The organism is Neglectibacter timonensis (assembly GCF_900048895.1).
GTDB lineage: Bacteria > Bacillota > Clostridia > Oscillospirales > Acutalibacteraceae > Acutalibacter > Acutalibacter timonensis.
Map to the genome: position 1 here is coordinate 130,204 of NZ_LT160636.1, position 22,285 is coordinate 152,488.

Below are 22,285 nucleotides of genomic sequence, written 5' to 3' on the forward strand. Positions count from 1 at the left end.
TCGCAGAGCGGGAGGAAACGGCCCATGGCAAGTATGGGAAAAACAAAAAAGCTGAAAAAGAAGAGGGATTGGAAGCATTTTATCCCCTATTATCTCATGGGCCTGCCCATGGTGATCTATTTGTTCATCAACAACTATATGCCCCTGTACGGCCTGCTGTTTGCCTTTAAGGATGTGAACATGCGCAAGGGCGTGATGGGGAGCCCCTGGGTCGGCCTGAAAAACTTTGAGTTCCTGTTCCGGACGGACGACGCTTTTATCATGACCCGCAACACCGTCCTGTACAATCTGGCGTTCCTGGTTTTGGGGCCTGTGCTGGGCATCACCGTGGCCATCTGCCTCAATTCCATCAAGGGAGGCAGAAGCTCTAAAATCTACCAGACGTCGATTCTGCTGCCCCACCTGATGAGCATGGTGGTGGTCAGCTACATCGTCTACGCGTTCCTCGACCAGAATTCCGGCATTTTCAACGCCCTGCTGACGGCCTTCGGCGGGGAGGGCGTGAACTGGTACGCGGACGCGGGCAAGTGGCCCTTTATCCTGATCTTTGTCAACCAATGGTACAGTATCGGCTTCAGCTCCATCATCTACCTGTCCTCCATCTGCGGCATTAGCCAGGAATACTATGAGGCGGCGGAGCTGGACGGGGCCAGCAAATGGCAGCAGATCACCCAGATCACCCTGCCGCTGCTCAAGGGCACCATCATCATGATGACGATTATGGGATTGGGCCGCATGTTCCGTTCGGATTTCGGACTGTTCTACCAGGTGCCCATGAACACCGGCGCGCTGTACTCCACCACTCAGACCATCGACACCTATGTGTTCCGGGGGCTGATGCAGCTGGGCAACTTCGGCATGTCGGCGGCGGCGGGCTTCTACCAGTCCATTGTGGGCTTTATCCTGGTGGTAACCGCCAATACGGTCATCAAAAAAATAAGCGCGGAAGACGCGCTGTTTTAAGGGGGGAGAGGTATGGTCAATTCGAAATCAGCCAGACGCATGAACGGGGTCTCCCATACGGTGCTGTTCCTTCTGACCTTTCTGGCGCTGGTGCCGTTCCTGATCCTCATCTCCTCCTCCTTTTCCGAGGATACGCAGATCATCAAATACGGCTATTCCATGTTCCCCCGGGGCTTCAGTATGGACGCCTACGGGTATATCCTCACAAACTTTTCCGTCATCGGCCGGGCCTACGGCGTCACCATAGCGGTGACGGTGATCGGCACCGCGGCCAGCCTGATCATCACCAACCTGGGCGCCTACATGCTGTCCCAGGACGACCTTCCCGGGGTGAAGGTGCTGATGTTCCTGGTGGTGTTCACCATGCTGTTTTCCGGCGGGCTGGTGCCTACCTACTACATCTACACCCAGGTGTTCCACCTGAAGGATACCCTCTGGTGCCTGATTGTCCCCAACCTGCTGCTCAACGCGTTCAACATCATCCTCATCCGGAACTATTACCGGTTCAGCATCCCAAAGGCGATTGTGGAATCCGCCCGCATCGACGGCGCGGGGGAGTTTACCACCTTTGTGCGGATTGTATTCCCCCTGTCCCTGCCCATCACCGCCACAGTGGGGCTGCTCACCGCCATCATGTTCTGGAACGACTGGCAGAACGGCCTGTATTACCTCACCGGCACCGAATGGTATTCCATTCAGCAGGTGCTGCGGGTCATGTCCTCCCAGATCACCTTCCTGTCAAACGGCACCGACTCCACCCAGGGAGTCAACCGGGATATCCCCACCACCACAATCCGTATGGCCATTGCCGTGGTGGCAATCGCCCCCATCCTCATCGCCTACCCGTTTTTCCAAAAATATTTCGTCAAGGGGATTACGCTGGGCGCTGTGAAGGAGTAAACTGGATACAAGGACGGCCCGCTTTCCTGCGGGCCCCCTTTTGTCACAATCATTTTTTTGGAGGAGAGTATCAGTATGGTAGTAAAATTCAATTTTCTTTCGAAATATCTGGGCATGCAGACCAACGTCACCATGTGCCTTCCCAGCTTTTCCTTTGCCGACGTCATGAGCGACCGCAAAGAGGTCTATGTGCAGGGCATGAAGTACCAGACCCTGTACCTGCTGCACGGCGGCAGCGGGGACGATTCGGATTACGTGAACTTTTCCAATATCGTCCGGTATGCGGACGACCACAAGCTGGCCGTGGTGATGCCCTGCGACTACAACGGGGAATACACCGACGTGCCCAAGGGCCCGAAATACCTGAAATACATCATGGAGGAGCTGATCCCCCTGACAAGGGCGTTTTTCCCGCTGTCGGACAAACGGGAGGACACCTTCGTAGGCGGCCTGAGCATGGGCGCCGCGGGGGCTATGAAAATTGCCCTCACTTACCCGGAGCTGTTTTCGGCAGCGCTGATCATGTCGGGCGCTGCAAGGCATCCGGACACCCTGAAGCCGGGTTCCCCCTATGCCATGCCGAAAATGGCGCTGGGGCGCGATGAGGAGGATCCGGACGCCATGCCCATGCCCAACCTGTCGGACATTTACGGCACCTGGGAGGAGTTCGCGGCAAGCAGACACAACGCCTACCTGACGGCGGAAAACGACGTGAAAGAGGGAAAGCCCCTGCCGGAATTCTTCTTCGCCTGCGGGCTGGACGACTTTGCCCTGCCCAGATGCCGCCTGGGCTACGAAGAACTGAAGAAGCTGGGCTTTAAGGCCAGCATGCTGGAGCTGCCCGGCTATAAGCACGAATGGGATTTCTGGGACCTCATCCTCAGGAAGGCCATTGGAGAATGGCTGCCCGTCCGGCACAGCGCCATCTATCCGGGAGAATAACCCTCTGCGGGGCGGTTTCTTCCGTCCCGGCGGGATAACTAAGAAAAGGGGAGATATTACATGGCATGTTTTGAACTGAGCTTAAAATCCGAAGCGTTGGGCGGTCAGACCAGTATCAGCGTCATCCTGCCCATTTTTGAAGGCTTTGACCGGGAAATCCCGGAGGGGGAGAAATTCCAGACCCTGTGGCTTCTGCATGGGGGTGGCGGGGACCATACCGATTATGTGCGCAAAACGGCCATTGAGTTCTGGGCGGTGAAGCATAAGCTGGCGGTGATCATGCCGGAGGTGGGGAACAGCTTTTACACAGACCTGCCCAACGGCGGGGCGAAGTACTTCACCTATGTGACCGAGGAGCTGCCCGCCCTGCTGCGCAAATATTTCCCGCTGTCTGAGAAGCGGGAGGACAACTTTATCTGCGGCCTTTCCATGGGCGGATTCGGCGCGGCGAAATGCGCCTTTAACTGTCCGGAGAAATACGCGGCGGTGGGGCTGATGTCCACAGGGCCCATGAGCCCTCTGCAGCTGGCGGAGATCCTCAAGGACCGCGACCATCATTTCGAAAACATTTTTGGGGACGTGAGCCTGATCCCCCACTCCATGAACGATATCTGGTATGTGCTGGAGGAGGCCGTGAAAAACGGGGGGGACCTGCCCAAAATCTACGATTGCTGCGGCACGGAGGATTTCGGTTACAGCGGGTTCTGCGCTTTTAAAGAGAAGGCAAAGGAAATCGGCCTGGAGGTGACCTATGCGGAGGGACCCGGGGCGCACACCTGGAGCTTCTGGAACGAATACCTGCCGAAGATCATCGACTGGCTGCCCCTGCGGGACAGGAATTTTGAGGAAAACTGCATGCGGAAAAGATTTGCCGCCAATTGACATAAGGCAGGTTCCCGTTTGGGAAGGTTGCCTGCAAAAAGTACCGCCGCAAATGGAAACTGCGGAATAAAGCTGTAACAATAAGCTTGTTGTCCAGGAAAACGCCTTTGAAAACGGCCTTTACGGCCGGATTCAAAGGCGTTTTTGCGCGGCTGTCCCCGCAGGGATTTTGCGGCAAGCCGGCTGGTAGGAATACGGCTTTGGGTTCCTTTTCACTGTTTGGAGCTTTTCCAACTTTAGATTCGTAGGGAAGTCTCCCATTTTTTATCGTGGGTCGGTCAGCTGAAAAGGCTGGACTGCATTGTTTCGATAAATATATGCCTGAAATGCATGATACAGTATACAGCATAGGTATTTGATATTTCACATGGAGGAGATTATACTGAATTCAGCGGCTTGGCAGGGAAAAAGCCCGTGTAACAAAGGAAACAGGAGGCGCGTGTTTTGGAAGAATCTACCATTATCATCCTCCATCTGATTGACGGAGTCCTCATGCTGGCTATGATGGCGCTGATGTTTTGTACCATCCGCCTGCTTCTGAACTGCAAGCCCCTCGCAAAGTGGCTGCAGAAACATCTGTCGCCCGGGAAGGAAAGAAGGGCTTCGGGCAGAAGGTGTGGTCTGAAGCGCCGGGGCCGGGGCTGAAGGCCTTGTGGGACGTCCGGCGCGGAGAACGGGAAAACGGAGAAAAGGAGGCCGAGGACGCCCGGATGATGAAAATTGTATGGAACGGAGCAGAGCTTTCCTGTGGGAAAGACTCTGTCAGGCTGGACGGGCGGGAGCTGGCGCTTTCCCGCATGGAGCGGAAGCTGCTGCTGTATCTGGCGAGGCATCCCGACACGGTGCTCTCCAGGGAGCGGCTTCTGCGGGAGGTTTGGGAATATGAACTTCCCGGCGCCACCCGGACGGTGGATACCCACGTGAAAAACCTGCGGGCCCGGCTGGGCGGCCTGGGAGATTTTATCGTCACAGTGCGGGGCGTAGGCTACCGGCTGGACACGGGAGCCGGGAGGGCCGACGGCCACCGGAGAGTACGGCGTCCCGCAGCAGCTTCCGGCAGGAAAACGGCGTCCTGAACTGCACGGAGAGCCGCCCGCTTACACAATACTTGGAAACGGAGAAAGGAAGAGGAGCACCGCGATGGATTTATTGGCAATGTTGGATGCTTTGCTTATCTGCGTTCTGCTGGTACTGGCTGGCTTGACGGTCCGCCTTTTCCGGCTCAGCGAGCCCTATGGGGAGTGGGTGGCGAGAGAACGGCGGAGGCGCGGAAAGAGATAGGCTTTCCAAACTAAGGACATTTTGCAAAAGAAAAAACCCCGGAGCCTGGGGAACCACGGAACAAGCCGGGGCAGACGGCACGCGCCGGATTTCCTCCATGCTCATCCGGAAGGGCGTCCGGGAGGAGTTCCGTGTGGAAAGGGGAAACGGATGAAAGGTGGAAAAAGGCTGGGAGCACTGCTGCTGGCGGCGGTCTTTTCACTGACGCTTGGCGCCTGTGAGGGGAACGGCGGGGTTCCGGAAGAATCCCGGGAAGTGGGAAACGCCGGAAGTTCCAAAGGGGAAGCGTCTGTTGGGGCGGAATCCTCCGGGGAGAACAGGGAACGGGCGCTTTCTTCCCCGGCGTTGTCGTCCGGGGAAGAAAGCCGGACGGAGGAACAGGAGGAAGAAATGCTGAAACTGCAGGTTACGGCGGGCGGGAAGGAATTCTCCGCCCTGCTTTATGACAGCGAGACCACCCGGGCGCTGCTGAAGAATAAGCCGATGACGCTGGAGATGAACGAGCTCAACGGCAATGAGAAATATTTTGATCTGCCGGTGAGCCTGCCCGCAGAGGCCCGTAATCCCCACAGCATCCGTGCGGGAGATCTGATGCTTTACGGAGGCAGTTGCCTGGTGCTGTTTTACGAGAGCTTTTCCACCTCTTATGAGTACACGCCGCTGGGATTCCTGGAAGACCCCGCCGGGCTTGGAGAGGCGCTGGGCAGCGGAAGCGCTGAGGTGTCCTTTCAGGTAAGCGCAGAATAAATCCGGACCCGGCCTGCTGAGGAGCTGGAAAATTGAGAAAGAGGAGGCCGAACGGCTATGATGGAAAGAAAGGGCGGAAAAACAGGATCGCTGCTGCTGGTTTTGACGCTGGGAGTCTTTAGCATTATCAATACGGAAATGGGCGTGGTGGGTATTCTGCCCATGGTTTCCGTCCGGTACGGGGTGGAAATTTCAGCGGCAGGGCTGCTGGTGAGTTTGTTCGCATTGGCGGTGGCTGTATCCGGGCCCATTCTGCCGCTGCTGTTTTCCCGGTTTCGCCGGAAAGCTGTAATGCTGGCAGTGCTTGGCGTGTTCACCGCCTGCAATGTCGTCTCCGCGTTTGCCGAAAGCTTCCCAGTGCTTTTGACGGCCCGCATTCTGCCCGCCTTTTTTCAGCCGGTCTATGTGTCCATGGCCTTTTCTCTGGCGGCAGCCTCTGTAGAACCGGCCCGTGCGCCGAAGGCTGTGGCAAAGGTGATGATGGGGGTTTCCGCGGGGATGGTGCTGGGGGTGCCGGTTGTCAGCGCCATTGCAGGCGCGGCTTCCCTGCGGGCGGCTATGCTGTTTTTGGCGGCGGCCAATGGAGTGTCCCTGCTGGCCGTCCTCTTTTTCCTGCCCGCACTGCCTGCTGCGGAGCGGGTCACCTACGGTTCCCAGGTGCGGGTTCTGAAGCGTTCCGGCGTCTGGCTGTCGATTCTGGGGGTGGTGCTGCTCAACGGTTCCATTTTCGGCGTGTACAGCTACCTTTCGGAGTATTTGGGCGCTGTTACAGGGCTGCCGGCCCAGCTGGTCAGCGTGCTTCTGCTGCTGTATGGGCTGGCGAACATTCTGGGGAACGCCATAGGGGGCAGGGCGCTTTCCCGCAGTGCGCTGCGGTTTGTGGTGCTGTTCCCTCCTGTGCTGGGCGCAGTGTATCTGCTGCTCCTGTGGGGAGGAAAGCTTCCTGCGCCTGCAGTGGGCGCAGTGCTGCTCTGGGGAATTCTGGCCGGGTGCGCGGGCAACATCAACCAGTATTGGATCACTGCGGCGGCGCCGGAAGCGCCGGAGTTCGCCAACGGCCTGTTTCTGTCAGCCACCAACCTGGGCACCACGGTAGGCGCAACACTCTGCGGAGCGTTGATAGACTCTCTGGGCGCTTCCAGCCTTCCTCTGGGCGGGCTGCTGATGCTGGCGGCAGGCGCCGTACTGCTCCTTCTGCGCGCCCGTCAGTGCAGGAAAAATCCCGTGTTTGGAAAGCAGGAAGCGCAGAAAGCCGTCTCCTGATTGGCGGAAGGCTGCGGCGGGAAAGGAAAACTGCTTTTCATGTTCTAAACCGCCCCCTGTCCGGCATAGGCATATCCAAAAGAGAACCCGGGTGAGTGAGGATATGTTTTGTGCCATCAAGGTGAAGAAGACCGCTGTTCTGGCGGTCCTGCTGGTTTGCGTCCTGGTAGGGGCGGCTGTGCCGGTGCTGGCCAGGCAGGCGGAAGCAGGGGCCGAAAAAAAAGAACCGATCAAATGGGTGGACTTCAACATCCCTTCCGAACTGCTGAAAAGCGCCATGGAGCTGGATATCGAAACCCATGGAGAGGAAGGCCGCCCCCATGTGGACTGGATCGAGATACTGGCCTATTTGGGTACGAAATACGGCGGGGATTTCACCCGGTACCGAAGCGGCGACCTGGAAGCTGTGCTGGAAAAGATAGGGAGCGGCCAGACCGTGGCATCTCTGGGGGAAGGGCTGAAATATTATAGTTATTACAGCGAAGCCTACCATGCCGTGCTGGACGGGTTCGTGGGGGAATACGAGGTGGAGACGGAAAACGGCTGGGAAAAAAGGTACGGCCTGAAGGCGTATTCCCCTATTGCGAAAACCTTTCCCTACAGCGATTATGACGATTTCGGCGTGGGGCGCTCCTACGGCTACCAGCGCAGGCATCTGGGCCACGACCTGATGGCGGCGGTGGGCACCCCGGTCATCGCCGTGGAGTCCGGCGTGGTGGAGGCCATGGGCTGGAATCAGTACGGCGGCTGGCGCATCGGCGTGCGCAGCTTCGACGGAAAGCGGTACCACTATTACGCCCACCTGCGGAAGGACCGACCCTATGCGGAAGGCCTGGAACCGGGCCAAACAGTCATGGCAGGGGATGTGATCGGCTATGTGGGCCGGACGGGATACAGCGCCACGGAAAATACCAACAACATCGACACCAGCCACCTCCACTATGGGCTTCAGCTGATTTTCGACGAGTCGCAGAAGGAGGGGGCAAACGAGATTTGGATCGACGTCAACGACCTCTGCAACCTTTTGAGAAATCATCAGAGCGAGGTGGTGCGGGACGACGCCACCAAAGAGTGGAGCCGGGCGCAGCCCTTCCGGGAGGAGATTCCGGAAAACCGGTTTTCCCCCGCTCCCTCCCCGGAGGAAGGCAGCGGCGGGAGCCGGCCCTGACGGAGAAGGGCGAAAGCCGCCCCAGACCGCGGCAAAAAAGAACGACATAGAAAAGGAAAAAGGAAGCCTGCGTCGTAACAGCGGGCTTCCTTTTTTCAAATGGAGGAAACACTTGGTAAGCAGAAATACAGGGAATCATTCGTATGCTTTCATGCAGTCAGGATAGAGGTACCCATAGGTGTTCTTTGTGGAATAGGGATTGGAGGGCGACGCCTGCGCATAATCCCCATGATTGAACAGCTTCGCCTCTCGCAGCCGCCGGTACAGCAGGCCCGGTTCACAGACGTCTGTGTGATGATAGGCCAGCAGGTAAGTTGCAAACGTCATGGAATCCACATAGTTCAGATCGCGAACGGGGGAGGGAATATCCAGATGGATGTTTCCCGCTCTCATCCAGCCGGTATCCTTCCCTGCCTTTACCAGATACCAAGTTTCTTTCGTCTGCGCGTCCCGTTTTACCGCCGTTACCTGAACCTTGGAATTCACCTGAATTTTCCTCACAACTTTGCCGCTCTTATTCGGCGTTTCCAATAAGTCTGCATCTTTTACATTCAGAGTGGCGGAGCAGGGATTTGCGGCGCTGATGCCTGACGGCGGAATGACGGCGTTTAAAATGGTTTCAAACAGATACCTGCCGCTCGGATATTCCATATACGCCGTTCCGAGATTGTAATTGAAGGAAACCAAAGCGTCAAATTGACTTTGGCTCATCTTCAATTGATGCTCGCTCCGGAACTGGTTGACAGCCTCTCCGTAATAAGAATTGATCGTTTCCACCAGCATGGCCCTGGCTTCTGTCCTGGTCAGGCTGTCATAAAAGGCCGTGTTCGTATTGACAACAAACCCATAGCCCACTGTTGGGTGCTTCGGCGCGGCGCTGTCGTCGCGAATGACAGGCACATAATCTTCATAGTCCATAATCAGCTCTATCATTGCATTGCTGGTTTGACGGTTTCCGTAAGTTGTGGAATCCTTTGGCTCTGCCGTCCCAACCGGAACAGAAAAGGACTCCCCTTCCGTGTACGGCTCGTTTTTTTCGGCGGAATATACCTGGACACGGTACTCTCCGTTGCCGGAAAACCTTATGGGGCACTGAAAGATGCGGACCGTATTGCCGCCCCTTTGTTCCGTGCGGTACGAATCAGATTCCAAGGCGGTTTGCTGGACGCCGCCGGAGACAATAAATTTGACGCTGTCTTTTGAACTGTCCGTCAACGCCACTAAATTTGCCGTTTCTCCGGCAGCGGCGGTATTATTGTCGCAATAGGCAAAGCGTACCGGTTCCGGCGCGCCTACCGTCACGCTGCATCTCGCCTGCACCTTGCCCGTGTAATCCGTGCAGGTAATCACCGTGGTCCCGGGAGTTTTCCCAAACACAAAACAGCTTTCATCCCCCTCGCCGTATGCGATGACGCTGGAGACGGCTGCGACGGTATCATCTTCACTGCTCCACCGGATGGAGGTCCTCGGGCTGGAAACTCCATCCAGCCGGAAGGTTTTGTATTGGGGGACAGCTGCCTCCTGCGCCGACAGACGGATATTTTCAGCCGGATCCGTGTTAGGACGGTATTCCTCTATGTAATCGGAATGCACATAGCCCTTTACTCCCCCGCTTGTCTGCACATAAATCCAGGGCCTGTCCTGCATAGATAACACGGATAATACCGTGTGGTTTGACAATACCAGGATACTTCCAAAACCGCTTCCCGGACCTTCTCTCAGGTTCAGCCCGGAGGAAGCAGTGACACGTACATAGGCGTCCGTGTCCACCGGCGGAAGATCCGCCTCCTCATAGGCTACCGCCCCGCTTGCTTCTACAATATCCAGGTAGGCCCAATGGCTCTTGCCGATGTCTGTGAAATATTCTCCTGTACGGTATTCCGCAAAGCCCGCCCCTGTGCGCTTCAGGGCTCTGTTGAGAATCGTCACCGCTTCCGCCCTGGTGATCGTCTGATCCGGACGAAAGGTCCCGTCTTCATAGCCGTTAATCCATTGCTTGGAAATGGCTGTCAGGATGTTGCGGTACGCCCAATGGGTACTTTTCACATCGGAAAAGGGGTTGTCCGCCTCAACAGCCGGAACACAGGATGTCAGAGCCTTTACATATTCCGCCCTGGTGATGTTTTGGCCGGGCCGGAACGTCCCGTCGCCGTATCCGTTAAAGATGCCGATCTGACTCAACGAATTTACCGCGTCGGCATACCATTCGCCAGGCGTTACATCGGAAAACCTGGATTCTGTTGTTTCGGGAGGGTCCAGCAGCAAATTCCAGAGCATCTGAGCCGCTTCAGACCGCGTAATCTCCTTGTCCGGCGCAATGGTGTGGTTTCCGTATCCGGAAATATAGGGTTTGTGGTCCCCCGTTCTGAAATAGGATTCCAGCCCCTTGCTTTGGGCCTCTTCGGCATAAGCCGGCAGGGATGCGCAGAAGAGCAGGATTCCGGCGGCCAGAAGAAATACAGCCTTTTTCAGTTTCATAAATAAAGCGACCCTCTTTCTGCGATGACTATCCCGCCTGCTGTGGTTTGGATTAGATAAAAACAGCGAGTGTATCATAACGTAAATTGTCGATTAAGTCAAGTTGGGGGAACTTGACCCTGCTGCCCCGCTGCTATGGCGCCGCCCCGCCCCATAGCCTGCCGGTACCTGATTGCAATGAAACCTTCAGGGTACGGGGGAGGAAAGGGAGCAGGGAATGATCCGCAGGACAAAGGGGGCTGTGCTTTTGTCCGCCGCTCAAAAATTCTGCTGATTTTCCTCTGAAAACAGTTGCAAATTTGTACTTACAACTTTATAATAAGCTTACGAAATACCCGGTATCCTTTGGGAGGGAGAACTAAAAAAACGGGCGGCGCGGGCAGAGCTTTTGTGCCCGTTGCGGGCGGAGTTCTAGTGCCCGTTGCGGGCGGGGTTCTAGTGCCCGTTGCGCAGCGGCCTGAGGAAAGGAAGAAATCAGAAGAATGAGCAGGGTCATTGTCAACGCGTTGGAAAAGAAAAGCAAAATCAGCAAAAATATCTACGGCCATTTTTCGGAGCATCTGGGCAGGTGTATCTACAACGGCCTGTATGTGGGGGAGGGGTCGCCCATCCCCAATGTAAACGGCATGAGGACGGACCTGGTGGAGGCCCTGAAGAATATCAGGGTGCCGGTGCTGCGCTGGCCCGGCGGCTGTTTTGCCGACGAATACCACTGGAAGGACGGCATCGGCCCCAAAGAGGGCAGAAAGCGCATGGTGAACACCCATTGGGGCGGCGTGGTGGAGGACAATTCCTTCGGCACCCATGAGTTCCTGGAATTCTGCCGCCAGGTAGGCTGCGAGCCTTATGTCAACGGCAACGTGGGTTCCGGCACGGTGCAGGAGATGAGCGAATGGATGGAGTATATGACCTTTGACGGCGTGTCCCCCATGGCGGAGCTTCGGAAACAAAACGGCCGGGAGGAGCCCTGGAAGGTAAAATATTTCGGAGTGGGCAACGAAAACTGGGGCTGCGGCGGCAATATGCGGCCGGAATACTATGCGGACGAGTTCCGGCGGTACCAGACCTATGTGAGGGATTACGGGGAAAACAAGGTGTATAAGATCGCCTGCGGTCCCAACGGGGCGGATTATGACTGGACGGACAAGGTAATGGAGATTGCCGGGGCGTATATGGACGCCCTGACGCTGCACTATTACACGGTGCCCACCGGAAAGTGGCAGGACAAGGGCGCGGCCACCGGGTTTCCGAAGGAGGAGTATTACGCCACCCTGAAGAAGGCCCTGCGCATGGAAGAACTGGTGAGAAAGCATGCGCAGATCATGGAGCGCCATGACCCCGCCCACAGGGTGGGACTGATTGTGGACGAATGGGGGACCTGGTACAATGTGGAGCCCGGCACCAACCCCGGCTTTTTGTACCAGCAGAATACCATGCGGGACGCCATGGTGGCGGCCCTGACCCTGAATATCTTCAACGCCCACAGCGACCGGGTGGTGATGGCGAACCTGGCGCAGATGGTGAACGTGCTGCAGGCGGTGATCCTGACGGAGGGGGAAAAGCTGGTGCTCACGCCCACGTATCACGTGTTCGACCTTTACAAGCATCATCAGGACGCTGTGCTGCTGGGCAGCTACGCGGAGACGGGGTTTGTGGGCACAGAAGGAGATTTGGTGCCGGACCTGAGCGTGTCCGCTTCGGAGGACGGGTCGGGTGTGATCCATGTGACGCTGGCGAATACGGATGCGGAAAAGCCCCGCCCCGTGGAGCTGACGCTGGAAGGCAGGACGTGCGCCGGGGCGGAAGGCCGTATCCTTTCCGGAAACATGGGCGATTATAACGACTTCGGCGCACAGGACAAGGTGCAGCCCCGGGCATTTTCAGAGTTCACTGCGGAAAAAGGCGGAATCGCCTTCACGATGCCCGCCTGCTCTGTGCTGGAACTGACCCTCTCCTGATGGAACAGAGGGTGTGCAGAAGGTGCCTGCTGAAAGAACTGGACGGCGCCTATTTCCAGTCCGTTTACGAGTACATAAAAAGCATTCCGGAGGAAGAGAAAACGGACCCGGCGGAGTATGCCGGGCGGCTGGAACAGTGCAGGCGCTGCGACAGCCTGCGCAACGGCATGTGCGCCCTGTGCGGCTGCTTTGTGGAAGTGCGGGCGGCGAAAAAGAGACAGCACTGTGCGCAGTCGGAGAAAATTTGGTAAAGGGAGTTGTTGAAATGAAAGATGCAGAGATCAAAACGGCAATAGAACAGGGAAAGACCGCGCTGGGGGTGGAGCTGGGCTCCACCCGCATCAAGGCGGTGCTGATCGGCCCGGACCACGCGCCCATTGCCTCGGGCGCCTTTGACTGGGAAAACCGCCTGGAAAACGGCATCTGGACCTATCGCCTGGAGGATGTGTGGACGGGGGTTCAAGCCGCCTACAGGGAGATGGCCCTGCAGGTGAAGGAAAAGTACGGCACGGCGCTGAAGCGGCCGGGCGCTATGGGCTTTTCCGCCATGATGCACGGCTACCTGGCCTTTGACGGAGATGGGGAGCAGCTGGCCGAATTCCGCACCTGGCGGAACACCGTCACAGAGGCGGAGGCCGCGGAACTGACGGAGCTATTCCGGTTCAACATCCCTCAGCGGTGGAGTATCGCCCACCTTTACCGGGCCATCCGGAACGGGGAGGAGCATGTGGGGCGTATCGCTTATCTCACAACGCTTGCCGGGTATGTACATTGGAAGCTCACCGGGGAAAGGGTGCTGGGCGTGGGGGAGGCCTCCGGTATGTTCCCCATTGACAGCGGGACAAAGGATTTCGACGCCCGCATGGTCCATCAGTTCGACGGGCTTCTGGAGCAGCGCGGTCTGCCCTGGCGGCTGGGGGATATCCTGCCGAAGGTGCTTGTGGCCGGGGACCCGGCCGGGGTGCTGACGGAGGAGGGCGCACGGCTGCTGGACCCCTCCGGGGAACTGGAGCCGGGTGTGCCGCTGTGCCCGCCTGAGGGCGACGCCGGGACGGGCATGACCGCCACCAACAGCGTTTCCGTGCGCACGGGCAACGTTTCTGCGGGCACATCCATCTTTGCCATGGCGGTGCTGGAAAAGGAGCTGTCCAAAGTCTACCCGGAAATCGACATGGTGACCACGCCTGCGGGCCTGCCGGTGGCCATGGTGCACTGCAACACCTGTACCTCCGACCTGGACGCCTGGGTGAAGCTGTTCGGACAGCTGCTGCAGGCGGCTGGGACGGAGCTTCCCAAGTGGAAGCTGTACGATCTGCTGTACTTCCAGGCGCTGGAAGGCGAGGCGGACTGCGGGGGCGTGCTGAGCTACAACTACTATTCCGGCGAACCTGTGACCGGGCTGGAGGAGGGCCGCCCGCTGCTGGTGCGGAACCCGGAGAGCAGGCTGAACCTGCCCAACTTTATGCGGGCGCAGCTGTATGCGGCCATGGCGACGTTGAAAATCGGCATGGACATTCTCTTTGACCAGGAGCATGTGGTGCTTTCCAGGCTGTACGGCCACGGCGGCCTGTTTAAGACGAAGGGCGTGGGCCAGCGCCTGATGGCCGGCGCGCTGAACGTGCCGGTAGCCGTGATGGAGACCGCCGGGGAAGGCGGCCCCTGGGGCATGGCGCTGCTGGCCATGTACAGGAAGGAACGGGAACAGGATGAAACCCTGGAAAGCTACCTGGAGCAGAAGGTGTTCCGGGACGCGGCAGGGGACTGCGTGGAGCCCAAGCCGGAGGATACGGCCGGGTTCGGGCGCTATATCGAGCGCTACCGCACGGGCCTCGCCGTGGAGCAGGCCGCGGTGGAGAGCCTGCGGTAACGGGAACGGAAGAAAAGCCCTATTGACAAATGTGCTGCCAGCCGTTACAATCTAGGTATCTTGAAAAGAGATGTCTTTTCAAAACGGTGGACGGTGGAAACGGGGGATACGTATGCGTATCGCCGTTTCCACCGTCTTTTTTTATGGGGATGGGTTCCCGCTGCGGGCCGGGGCGCTGCAGCGGGAGGGGACTCCTTCCATACGCAGACGGACACAGAGAAAAGGAGCGGGTTTTTTACAATGAAAGAACAGAATTTGAGGGAGGGCAGTATCTTCCTGGGACTTTCCCGGCTGGCCCTGCCCATTATGCTGACCTCGTTTATCCAGATGGCGTATAACCTTGTGGATATGATCTGGATCGGCAGGATCGGAAGCGGAGCGATGGCCGCCGTTGGCGCGGCGGGCATCTACCTGTGGATTTCCGACAGCCTCACCTCGGTGGCCCGGATGGGCGGCCAGATCAAGGTGGCGCACGCCATTGGCGCGGGGGAAGAGGAAAAGGCCAAAAGCTATGCCACCGCCGCGTTTCAGCTGGGCCTTTTGATCGTGCTGCTCTATATGGCAGTCCTGGTGATTTTTCACAAGGGCCTCATCGGCTTTTTCCGTCTGGGAAAGGCGGAAGTGTCGCACAGCGCGGAAGCCTACCTGCTGATTACGGGCACGGCGGGAATCCTGTTCGGAACCCTGAACCAGATTTTTACGGGAATCTGTACCGGGCGGGGAAATTCCAAGCTCCCGTTTGTTGTCACCTCGGCGGGCCTGGTACTCAACGTCATATTGGACCCGGTGCTGATTTTCGGCCTGGGCCCCTTTCCGGAGCTGGGGGTCGTGGGGGCCGCCGCCGCGACGGCCGGTTCCCAAGGCGTGGTCACGCTGCTGTTTTTGGTGTTCCTGCTCAAAGATCAGGGCTTTTTCCGGGAACTTGCCGTCTTCCGGAAACCGGACTCCGCTGCCTGGAAAGAGGTTTTTTCCCTGGGGCTCCCCGCCGGGATTCAAAACGTTTTTATGTCGGGCCTTTCCCTGCTCATCTCCCGCATTGTCTCCTCCTTCGGCGCGGACGCTATTGCCGTTCAGCGGGTGGGGGGACAGGTGGAAAGTATCTCCTGGATGATTTCCGGGGGTTTTGGCATTGCGCTGAACGCCTTTGTGGGCCAGAATTTCGGCGCAAGGCTGATGGGGCGGGTACAGAAGGGCTACCGTACCGCCCTGGGACTGATGGCGGGCTGGGGCGTCTTCTGTACGCTGCTGCTTCTGGTCTTCCCCCAACAAATTTTCGGACTTTTCCTGCATGAGGCGGAGCTGCTGCCCATGGGGGTGGACTATCTGCGGATTCTGGGGCTGTGCCAGTTCTTCTCCTGCATCGAAGGTGCGGCGACCGGCGCGTTCAATGGGCTGGGGGAGACAAAGATTCCCTCCGGCGCCAGCATTTTCTTTAACGTGGCGCGGGTGCCCTTTGCCATGCTGCTGTCTTCTCCTGTGTTTTCTCTGGGCCTCAACGGGGTGTGGTGGGCGCTGACCATCGCGTCCATCATCAAGGGGACGCTGGTCACCTGCTGGTACAGCCTGTACGTGCGGCGGAAGAAGCTGTATGCCCCGGCGGCGGAATAAAAAACCGTTCCCGTTTTTTTACCAATTCTTCATCTTCGCTTCATGGCAACTTCACAAAAGGAAGATATACTAAAGACAGTTCAGAAAAGAAAACAAGAAATCTTTTTCATATCCTTATCCTCCTCTTTTCTTAAAAAGGCGCCCTGCCGGAATTCCGGCAGGGCGCCTCAGCTTGTCGAAAAAGGTCATTTCGCCAAGCTGAGGAATTTTGCCGAGCAGCTTTGTATCTTAAAAACAGCCATTTGCGCGTAAAATTCCTCTGAATCAACGCGGGAGAGGAACCGTCAGAGTTCCCCAGGAAAAACAGAATTCCTTCCCCCATTCATTTTGGACACAGGTTTGCACACAAAGCTTTCTTTATGGAAAACGGTGCTTCCCTGCACGCTGATTCAGCCTGGCGAAATACTCTTTTTCGGCAAACTGAGGAGCGCTGCTGAATTTCAGCAGCGCTCCTTTCCGGTTTGGCGGGGGAAAAGCCTTCCGTATCGCGTTTGAGCGCCCTACTCTTTCCCATCACCGGAACAGACTTTCCGGGACTGAAAGGGAAGGCATGCCGCCTGGAACTCCTCCGCCAGCATACTGTAGACAACGGCGTCGACGATTCCCCGGTTGCTGAGGTCTGCCTGGCGCAGGACGCCCTCGCGGCGCAGGCCGCATTTGGCCATCACCCTCCCGGAGCCGGGGTTTTCAGGGTCGTGCCCGGACTCGACCCGGTTTGCCCCGACTTCCTGGAACAGATAGGGAAGAATTCCGGAAAAAGCCTCGCTGGTAATGCCCCTGTTCCACCATCTGCTGCCGATGCAATAACCAATCTGAAGCAGATTCAGCGCTTCCCGGACGCCTATTACGGAAATGGTGCCGATGGGTTCGTCCCCTTCCTCTTTCAGTACGATGGCCCATTGATAAAAGTCCGGGCGCCGGTAGCTGTCGATCCAATCCTGCAGGATCGATTCGGTGACCGCCTGGCTTTCGTGAGCGGGCCAGGTGAGGAATTCCGTGACCTTTTCATCGCTGGTCCAATTTTGAAAGGCCGCCGCGGCGTCCTCCTTGACGAAGCGCCGCAGCAGAAGCCTGGGCGTTTCTATGGTAATTGTTCCCAAATGGTTCATTTTACCCTTTCCTTTCGAGGATGAAATTTTCTCCATGATTTGCGCGGGGAAGAGAAACCCAGGCGGTTATTCGGCCTCTTTCCACAGCTGGGCCAGAATATCCTTCAGCACCAAAAAGGCGTCCCTGTCCGAATACCCGTACTCTTTTTTCAGGTTTCCCAGCATGGCCTGCAGCGGTGCGGCGTACCTTTCAACGCTGACCTTGTCTTGATAAGAAGCTAAAACCGGATATTTTTTGCTCCAGAGCTTGGTCCAGTCAATTTTTTTCTGAATCTCCTCCCCGGTGCTCTCAACCATTTGCTCTATCCTCTCCTTTTCAGGATCAAAGCCGGCCAGGTTGTCCAGAGACATCCGGTAGAGGCACGCCAGCCTTTGGGCCTGGCAAAGGTCGGGAAGCGTTTCGCCCGTTTCCCATTTGGAAATCGTCTGCCTGCTGACTCCCAGTTTTTCCGCTGCGTCTTCCTGAGAAAAGCCGTTTCTTTTTCTTGCCTGAAATAAACTGTTTCCTAACTCCATATGCACAGCCTCCTTTATGGTAGATCCAGTATAAAGCAGGGAGAAGAAAAAATCCACCAGGGATTTTTTCCACTTTGGCACGTTTTTTTAACAGGAAGAGGCCTGTCGCTTTGGCGCGTTCTATGGTATACTTTTGAAAAATTGACGTTTTCCCGGACAGCGCGGGGCCGGTACGGGGGAAGCCCGGCCGGGAGGGAGGAAGCCCGGAACGTCCTTGAAAGGAAGGAAGAAAAATGGAGCTGCCGATGACGCTGCAGGCCGCGCTGGCGGAGCAGCTGGATAGTGCGCAGCAGGCGGAAGTCCTTTCGGCTGCGGGGGAGGTCAGCCGGAGGTACCGAGCCCGGGAGAAGAAATCTTTTCAAATCAGGAACAGAGCGGAGGCGCTGGCCTATGCCCTGGCCAGGATGCCCGCCACCTATGGGGCGGTCTGCAGGGCGCTCCGGTATTCTCTGGAAGGGCTGGGCGGGCTGACGCAAGCGCCGCTTTCCCTGCTGGACGTGGGCGCGGGAACAGGGGCCGCCGCCTGGGCGGCGGCCGGGCTGGCAGAGCTCAGCTCCGTGACCTGCCTGGAATATGCGGACGAAATGAGAAAGCTGGGGGAAAGCCTGATGCACGGGGAGGGCAGCCCTCTCAAGCAAGCGGAATGGAGCCGGCTGGAGCTGGTATCACAGCCCATTGGAAAGCGGGCTGATCTGGTGGTGGCCTCTTATGTGGTCAACGAAATCAGGGAAGAAGACCGGGGAAAGGTGCTTGCAAAGCTGTGGGAGGCAACGGGCAAGCTGCTGCTCCTTGTGGAGCCGGGCACGCCGGAGGGTTTCCGGGTTCTGAAGGAAGCCCGCAGCCGGCTGCTGGAAAGCGGCGCGCATGTCCTGGCGCCCTGTCCCCAGGAGGGTCCTTGTCCGCTGCCGGACGGGGATTGGTGTCACTTTGTCTGCCGTATCCAGCGCACACGACTGCACAAGCTGGCAAAGGAAGGAGAGGCTCCTTTTGAGGATGAGAAATTCTCCTATCTGGCGGTTTCCCGGGAGAAGGGGAACCTCTGCGGCGCACGGGTACTGCGGCATCCCTATCGTGGGAAGGGCTACGTCAGGCTGGAGCTCTGCTCAAAGGAAGGGCTGAAACAGCAGACTGTGTCAAAGCGGGAGGGACCGCTCTATAAAGCTGCAAAAAAGGCAGTCTGCGGAGACCTTTTTTAAGCAGCTTCCCGCCTTTCTGAAGAAAGACGGCCAAAGACTTTTAAGTCGCGGGGGTCGCTCGCTCCGCTCCGCTCGGGTTTCAAATTTTCGGCTTGTTTCCCGCGGCCCTTACCTGCTCCCGGGTTTCTGCTCAGCCCAAGGCTTCCCCCCAAGGGGAAGTCTGTCAAAAAGATATCCTTGCACAGTTGGCAGGTCTTCCAAAAGAGGAAAAGCATGGCCAGGCTTTTTTGAAAGCTTGCGGGGTACGGGGCGGCGTCCCGTATCCCTTTTATGACAGAGAGAGGACATCCCGAAGCGAATTGCGGGATGTCCTCTCTTTGTTCTGCGCCGTATGCGCCCGGGGAGAGGCGTGGCGCGCCTGTAAGGTTTCAGCTCAAATAGAGCAGCCGGTCCATGGCCAGCAGGTTTTCCTCCGGCGTGTCGGCAGGGACCTCGCAGCCCGCGGCCAGAAGGGAGGTCTGGTTTCCAGCGGCAATGCATTCCCGGGTCTTCTGCTCCACCTCTTCCACCGTGCCGCTCAGCATCACGGCCACGGGGTCCAGGTTTCCGTTTACGCTGATAGGAGCGCCCTGCATCATATCGGCGGCGGTTTTGTAGTCCACCATCCAGTCCAGGTCCAGAATGTCGGGCGCAACCTCCCTGAGCTGGGGCAGCAGGGCGGTGATGTTGCCGCAGATATGGAGCTTTACCTTGGCGCCCAGGGAATGGACGTAGTCCACAATGGCCTTGTCGTAGGCAAAGGCGTATTCCTCATACAGGGAAGGGCCGATGAGGGAGGCCACCGCGTTTCCCACGCCGATGAAATCTGCCCCCGCGTCCACCTGGGCCTTGGCAAAGGCCTTCTGCTGGGCATGCACAAGCTCCATCAGCTCGGAGAGGTATTCCTCTCCCGCTGCCAGGTCGAACATGAGCTCGCTGACGCCCCGCAGGTCCGCGCATTCCGCCAGCACGCCCTCCACCCAGCCGATGACGGGAAAGTCCTTTCCCGCCTTTTCATGCAGCAGCTCCACCGCTTTGATGCGGTCCAGCGTGCGTTCGCTGTCGTAGGGGCTCCCTGTCTTCAGCAGGGAGCGGTCATAGCCGTCGTGAAAGAGCTCCGGCAGGCTGTAGGGTACGGCGTTTTCCGGAAAGGTGACGGCTGCGCCGAAAGCGGAGGCCTCCCGCATGGGGTCGGAGATGGCGCTCACCGAGTCAAAGCCGAATTTTTCCGCGCAGATCAGGTTCCCCTCCACCAGTTTTCGGTAATCCTGGGCATATTCCCGATAGGATACCCCCGCGCATTTCGCCACCAGGGCCATGGCGATGTTCAGATTGGGGATTTTGTCCACAGGCTTCCCCTGCAAACGCGCTTCCAGACGTTCTTTGGAATTCATACGATTTCTCCTTTTCCTGTTTTGTCAGGCTCTCTTGTCCGCCGCCAGGGGAAAGGTCACCTTTCTGAGGATGGTGCCGCCCATGGGGACCATGGACAGGGTCTGCGTCTGTGCTCCGTCCCAGAATTTTCCCGTGACGGTCTGTTCCCGCCAGCTTCCGGAAACGGCGGGCTCATAGACAAAGCTTCCCCGGTCGTCCTCGTGAATGCGCAGGGCTTCCCGTTCCCGCTGCAGGGATTCGTAGGCCACCTCCCGGAAGGGCCGGGTCTCATAGGCGAGAAGCTGGTGCTCCCTGGCCTCAATGGGCAGGGCGTATACCAGCGGACCCCTGGTGACAAAGGCGTCCCGGCAGAAATCGGTGCGGATTTTGACGGAACAGCTGAAACGGACGGTAACCCTCTGTGTGCCGTTCCACTCTCGTTCCACAGCAATGCAGCCGGGCTTTTCAGAGAAGTCACAGCCGGCGCTTACCGATTCCGCCCATTTCGGCCTGCGCACCCGCAGGGTGAAGTGCACGGGCTTCGGCACAGTCACTTCAAAAGTCACCTCCGTCTCCGCGGGATAGGAGGTGAGTTGGCGGATGGTCACCGGGACACCGCCGAATTCGCCGGTAAACCGGCTCTCTCCGAAGAGGGAGGCGGTAAAGCCGTCGTCTTCCGCCAGAAACATGTTCTGCACGTAATGCGGGGTCAGCCTTCCCATGTTGGGGACGCAGCAGACGGCCGTGGTTTGATGGACAGGGGAATACTTATAGCGCTCGTCGGCGTATACGTCCCCGGGGTTCCGCTGGCGGTTGGCCGTGTAGCAGTTGTCGGTTTTACAGTACATAATGGAGCTTTCCGTGGGGTGCTTCATGCCCAGCCCGGCGTTGAAGTACAGCCATTCCATATCGTCGCCCACGGAGAGGTCCCCGGTCTTTTCCAGCAGCAGGGCGTAGGAGTCGAACAGCTCCGTCACAGAACAGAATTCATACCCAGTTCTGGAAGCGTTTGCGGTACGGCGGTTCACCCACTCATCCCCGATGGGGCCGCCGGAAGGGGTGAGATAATAGGGCAGCTTCGCCCGTACCAGCTCCAGCAGAGGCCGGTACTCCGCCTTTCGGGAGGCGGCCAGAATTACGGCCCGCAGATGCTCGTAAAGATGGACGCCATGGTTCTTCCAGAAATAGTGGGGATTCCTGATGCTGGACAGCGTCAGGTCCTCCTCCTCCACCTCGTTGGCGGAGTACCTCTCATAGAGCCACACCGCGTAATCCAGATACTTTTCGTCCCCGGTGAGCTCGTACATTCCGCCCAACGCGTCCACAATGGTGAGGCCGTGACAGTGGCCGCAAAAGCTCTTGTCTACCAGGAAAGGGTCGGAGCTGCCCATAGGGTAGCCCTCCATCAGGTTGTCGAAGGCGCGAACCAGGGCGTCCTTCACCCGCTGCTCCCCAGTGGCCTCGTAGTAGCCCAGCAGCACCCGGTACAGGGTGGATTTGGACCAGAGCTCGCCGTTTTCCGTGGTGTGCCGGTACCGCAGGTCCGTGCCGTAAATGCCCAGATAGCCGTCCTCGTCCTGGGTGGCAAGGATGCGGTCAATGTAGCCGTCCGCCTTTTTGCGCAGCACCGGATCCTCCAGTAGCAGGGCGGCGCGCACATAGCCGTCCCGCCAGTTGGACTGGCTTTCGCTGTTCCACCACATGAACTGCACCTCTGTGCCGCCGCCCTCAAATTCGCTGTGTTCGTCCGGCTTCCGGCCCAGCTCCGCCTGTTTGGAGAGGCGGGTCAGTCGGTCCTCCCCGTAGATGTCCTGGTTGCAGACGATGGCGGGAGCCAGTTCCTCCAAATGACCGATACAGCCGTCCATATCGGCCTGGATGCTGGCACGCAGCGCCCCCTCGGGCTTTACCGCTCCAAATTTTACTCGTTTCATAGAATCCTCCCTGCATGCAGGCCCTGCCCGGGCAGCTTTCCCGGCCGCAGGCCTGCGGCGTCTTTTTTTTCGTTTTTCCTTTTTTCGCCGCTGCTTCAATTTGTTTCGCCGGTATTCCGG

At 57.9% G+C, this 22,285-nt stretch carries 20 protein-coding genes; 15 read left to right on the top strand and 5 right to left on the bottom strand.

What is annotated here, in order from left to right; genetic code table 11:
• The first annotated feature begins 24 nt into the window (after nt 1-24).
• The 10 genes from BN3911_RS02385 to BN3911_RS02430 all read left to right on the top strand — a co-directional run bounded on the left by BN3911_RS02385 (nt 25) and on the right by BN3911_RS02430 (nt 8,146).
• Nucleotides 25-963, top strand: a complete 939-nt coding sequence (locus BN3911_RS02385; protein ID WP_066860877.1) for an ABC transporter permease — start codon at nt 25-27, stop codon at nt 961-963.
• Nucleotides 964-975: 12 nt separating this feature from the next.
• Nucleotides 976-1,863, top strand: coding sequence for a carbohydrate ABC transporter permease (locus tag BN3911_RS02390; protein WP_066860880.1), 888 nt, complete (start codon nt 976-978; stop codon nt 1,861-1,863).
• 75 nt (nt 1,864-1,938) lie between these two features.
• On the top strand, nt 1,939-2,805 hold the full coding sequence (locus BN3911_RS02395; RefSeq protein ID WP_066860882.1) for an alpha/beta hydrolase: 867 nt from the start codon (nt 1,939-1,941) through the stop codon (nt 2,803-2,805).
• A 60-nt stretch (nt 2,806-2,865) separates the two neighbouring features.
• Nucleotides 2,866-3,687 (top strand): alpha/beta hydrolase, encoded by an 822-nt coding sequence (locus BN3911_RS02400; protein WP_066860885.1) that lies wholly within the window; start codon nt 2,866-2,868, stop codon nt 3,685-3,687.
• 444 nt (nt 3,688-4,131) lie between these two features.
• A complete protein-coding gene (locus tag BN3911_RS02405) occupies nt 4,132-4,332 on the top strand; it encodes a hypothetical protein (protein WP_066860888.1) in 201 nt (66 codons plus the stop codon).
• A 65-nt stretch (nt 4,333-4,397) separates the two neighbouring features.
• Nucleotides 4,398-4,763, top strand: coding sequence for a winged helix-turn-helix domain-containing protein (locus BN3911_RS02410; protein ID WP_147578494.1), 366 nt, complete (start codon nt 4,398-4,400; stop codon nt 4,761-4,763).
• Between the two features lie 64 nt (nt 4,764-4,827).
• Nucleotides 4,828-4,968: a hypothetical protein gene (locus tag BN3911_RS17115; protein WP_154669691.1), complete on the top strand. Its 141-nt coding sequence runs from the start codon at nt 4,828-4,830 to the stop codon at nt 4,966-4,968.
• Nucleotides 4,969-5,118: 150 nt separating this feature from the next.
• The gene (locus tag BN3911_RS17520; protein ID WP_242871060.1) at nt 5,119-5,715 is read left to right on the top strand and encodes a cyclophilin-like fold protein; all 597 of its coding nucleotides are present in this window, start codon (nt 5,119-5,121) and stop codon (nt 5,713-5,715) included.
• 57 nt (nt 5,716-5,772) lie between these two features.
• Nucleotides 5,773-6,978: an MFS transporter gene (locus tag BN3911_RS02425; protein WP_242871061.1), complete on the top strand. Its 1,206-nt coding sequence runs from the start codon at nt 5,773-5,775 to the stop codon at nt 6,976-6,978.
• A 91-nt stretch (nt 6,979-7,069) separates the two neighbouring features.
• Nucleotides 7,070-8,146: a M23 family metallopeptidase gene (locus BN3911_RS02430; RefSeq protein ID WP_066860895.1), complete on the top strand. Its 1,077-nt coding sequence runs from the start codon at nt 7,070-7,072 to the stop codon at nt 8,144-8,146.
• A 135-nt stretch (nt 8,147-8,281) separates the two neighbouring features.
• Here BN3911_RS02430 and BN3911_RS02435 read toward each other — a convergent pair whose 3' ends face one another.
• Nucleotides 8,282-10,624 carry an S-layer homology domain-containing protein gene (locus BN3911_RS02435; RefSeq protein WP_066860898.1) on the bottom strand — a complete coding sequence of 781 codons (2,343 nt, stop codon included), beginning with the start codon at nt 10,622-10,624 and terminating at the stop codon, nt 8,282-8,284.
• A 482-nt stretch (nt 10,625-11,106) separates the two neighbouring features.
• On the opposite strand from BN3911_RS02435, the gene BN3911_RS02440 reads away from it, so the two are divergent.
• The 4 genes from BN3911_RS02440 to BN3911_RS02455 all read left to right on the top strand — a co-directional run bounded on the left by BN3911_RS02440 (nt 11,107) and on the right by BN3911_RS02455 (nt 16,057).
• The gene (locus BN3911_RS02440) at nt 11,107-12,582 is read left to right on the top strand and encodes an alpha-N-arabinofuranosidase (protein WP_066860901.1); all 1,476 of its coding nucleotides are present in this window, start codon (nt 11,107-11,109) and stop codon (nt 12,580-12,582) included.
• On the top strand, nt 12,582-12,833 hold the full coding sequence (locus BN3911_RS02445) for a DUF6171 family protein (protein ID WP_066860905.1): 252 nt from the start codon (nt 12,582-12,584) through the stop codon (nt 12,831-12,833). Before BN3911_RS02440 ends, BN3911_RS02445 begins: the two co-directional genes overlap by 1 nt.
• Before the next feature lie 14 nt (nt 12,834-12,847).
• Nucleotides 12,848-14,449 (top strand): xylulokinase, encoded by a 1,602-nt coding sequence (locus BN3911_RS02450; RefSeq protein ID WP_066860908.1) that lies wholly within the window; start codon nt 12,848-12,850, stop codon nt 14,447-14,449.
• A gap of 240 nt (nt 14,450-14,689) precedes the next feature.
• A complete protein-coding gene (locus tag BN3911_RS02455) occupies nt 14,690-16,057 on the top strand; it encodes an MATE family efflux transporter (RefSeq protein WP_066861056.1) in 1,368 nt (455 codons plus the stop codon).
• Nucleotides 16,058-16,557: 500 nt separating this feature from the next.
• Here the strand turns inward: BN3911_RS02455 and BN3911_RS02465 are convergent, their stop codons facing one another.
• Nucleotides 16,558-17,166 (bottom strand): GNAT family N-acetyltransferase, encoded by a 609-nt coding sequence (locus BN3911_RS02465; protein ID WP_066860913.1) that lies wholly within the window; start codon nt 17,164-17,166, stop codon nt 16,558-16,560.
• Between the two features lie 66 nt (nt 17,167-17,232).
• Nucleotides 17,233-17,682: a helix-turn-helix transcriptional regulator gene (locus BN3911_RS02470; protein WP_066861059.1), complete on the bottom strand. Its 450-nt coding sequence runs from the start codon at nt 17,680-17,682 to the stop codon at nt 17,233-17,235.
• A 233-nt stretch (nt 17,683-17,915) separates the two neighbouring features.
• Between BN3911_RS02470 and BN3911_RS02475 the strand changes: the two genes are divergently transcribed.
• Entirely contained in the window at nt 17,916-18,878 is a 963-nt protein-coding gene (locus BN3911_RS02475; RefSeq protein WP_066860915.1) for a small ribosomal subunit Rsm22 family protein, read from the top strand.
• A gap of 368 nt (nt 18,879-19,246) precedes the next feature.
• Here BN3911_RS02475 and BN3911_RS02485 read toward each other — a convergent pair whose 3' ends face one another.
• Nucleotides 19,247-20,251 carry a uroporphyrinogen decarboxylase family protein gene (locus BN3911_RS02485; protein ID WP_066860921.1) on the bottom strand — a complete coding sequence of 335 codons (1,005 nt, stop codon included), beginning with the start codon at nt 20,249-20,251 and terminating at the stop codon, nt 19,247-19,249.
• Nucleotides 20,252-20,275: 24 nt separating this feature from the next.
• On the bottom strand, nt 20,276-22,165 hold the full coding sequence (locus BN3911_RS02490; protein ID WP_082942030.1) for a beta-L-arabinofuranosidase domain-containing protein: 1,890 nt from the start codon (nt 22,163-22,165) through the stop codon (nt 20,276-20,278).
• Nucleotides 22,166-22,285 lie beyond the last annotated feature (120 nt).

What these genes read in the sequence shown, in the direction of transcription:
- BN3911_RS02455 (WP_066861056.1), top strand. Translation starts at nt 14,690, where the DNA reads ATGAAAGAACAGAATTTGAGGGAGGGCAGTATCTTCCTGGGACTTTCC.
- BN3911_RS02465 (WP_066860913.1), bottom strand. Translation starts at nt 17,166, where the DNA reads ATGAACCATTTGGGAACAATTACCATAGAAACGCCCAGGCTTCTGCTG.
- BN3911_RS17520 (WP_242871060.1), top strand. Translation starts at nt 5,119, where the DNA reads ATGAAAGGTGGAAAAAGGCTGGGAGCACTGCTGCTGGCGGCGGTCTTT.
- BN3911_RS02390 (WP_066860880.1), top strand. Translation starts at nt 976, where the DNA reads ATGGTCAATTCGAAATCAGCCAGACGCATGAACGGGGTCTCCCATACG.
- BN3911_RS02475 (WP_066860915.1), top strand. Translation starts at nt 17,916, where the DNA reads ATGGAGCTGCCGATGACGCTGCAGGCCGCGCTGGCGGAGCAGCTGGAT.
- BN3911_RS02485 (WP_066860921.1), bottom strand. Translation starts at nt 20,251, where the DNA reads ATGAATTCCAAAGAACGTCTGGAAGCGCGTTTGCAGGGGAAGCCTGTG.
- BN3911_RS02385 (WP_066860877.1), top strand. Translation starts at nt 25, where the DNA reads ATGGCAAGTATGGGAAAAACAAAAAAGCTGAAAAAGAAGAGGGATTGG.
- BN3911_RS02410 (WP_147578494.1), top strand. Translation starts at nt 4,398, where the DNA reads ATGATGAAAATTGTATGGAACGGAGCAGAGCTTTCCTGTGGGAAAGAC.
- BN3911_RS02395 (WP_066860882.1), top strand. Translation starts at nt 1,939, where the DNA reads ATGGTAGTAAAATTCAATTTTCTTTCGAAATATCTGGGCATGCAGACC.
- BN3911_RS02450 (WP_066860908.1), top strand. Translation starts at nt 12,848, where the DNA reads ATGAAAGATGCAGAGATCAAAACGGCAATAGAACAGGGAAAGACCGCG.
- BN3911_RS17115 (WP_154669691.1), top strand. Translation starts at nt 4,828, where the DNA reads ATGGATTTATTGGCAATGTTGGATGCTTTGCTTATCTGCGTTCTGCTG.
- BN3911_RS02440 (WP_066860901.1), top strand. Translation starts at nt 11,107, where the DNA reads ATGAGCAGGGTCATTGTCAACGCGTTGGAAAAGAAAAGCAAAATCAGC.
- BN3911_RS02490 (WP_082942030.1), bottom strand. Translation starts at nt 22,165, where the DNA reads ATGAAACGAGTAAAATTTGGAGCGGTAAAGCCCGAGGGGGCGCTGCGT.
- BN3911_RS02470 (WP_066861059.1), bottom strand. Translation starts at nt 17,682, where the DNA reads ATGGAGTTAGGAAACAGTTTATTTCAGGCAAGAAAAAGAAACGGCTTT.
- BN3911_RS02435 (WP_066860898.1), bottom strand. Translation starts at nt 10,624, where the DNA reads ATGAAACTGAAAAAGGCTGTATTTCTTCTGGCCGCCGGAATCCTGCTC.
- BN3911_RS02445 (WP_066860905.1), top strand. Translation starts at nt 12,582, where the DNA reads ATGGAACAGAGGGTGTGCAGAAGGTGCCTGCTGAAAGAACTGGACGGC.
- BN3911_RS02425 (WP_242871061.1), top strand. Translation starts at nt 5,773, where the DNA reads ATGATGGAAAGAAAGGGCGGAAAAACAGGATCGCTGCTGCTGGTTTTG.
- BN3911_RS02400 (WP_066860885.1), top strand. Translation starts at nt 2,866, where the DNA reads ATGGCATGTTTTGAACTGAGCTTAAAATCCGAAGCGTTGGGCGGTCAG.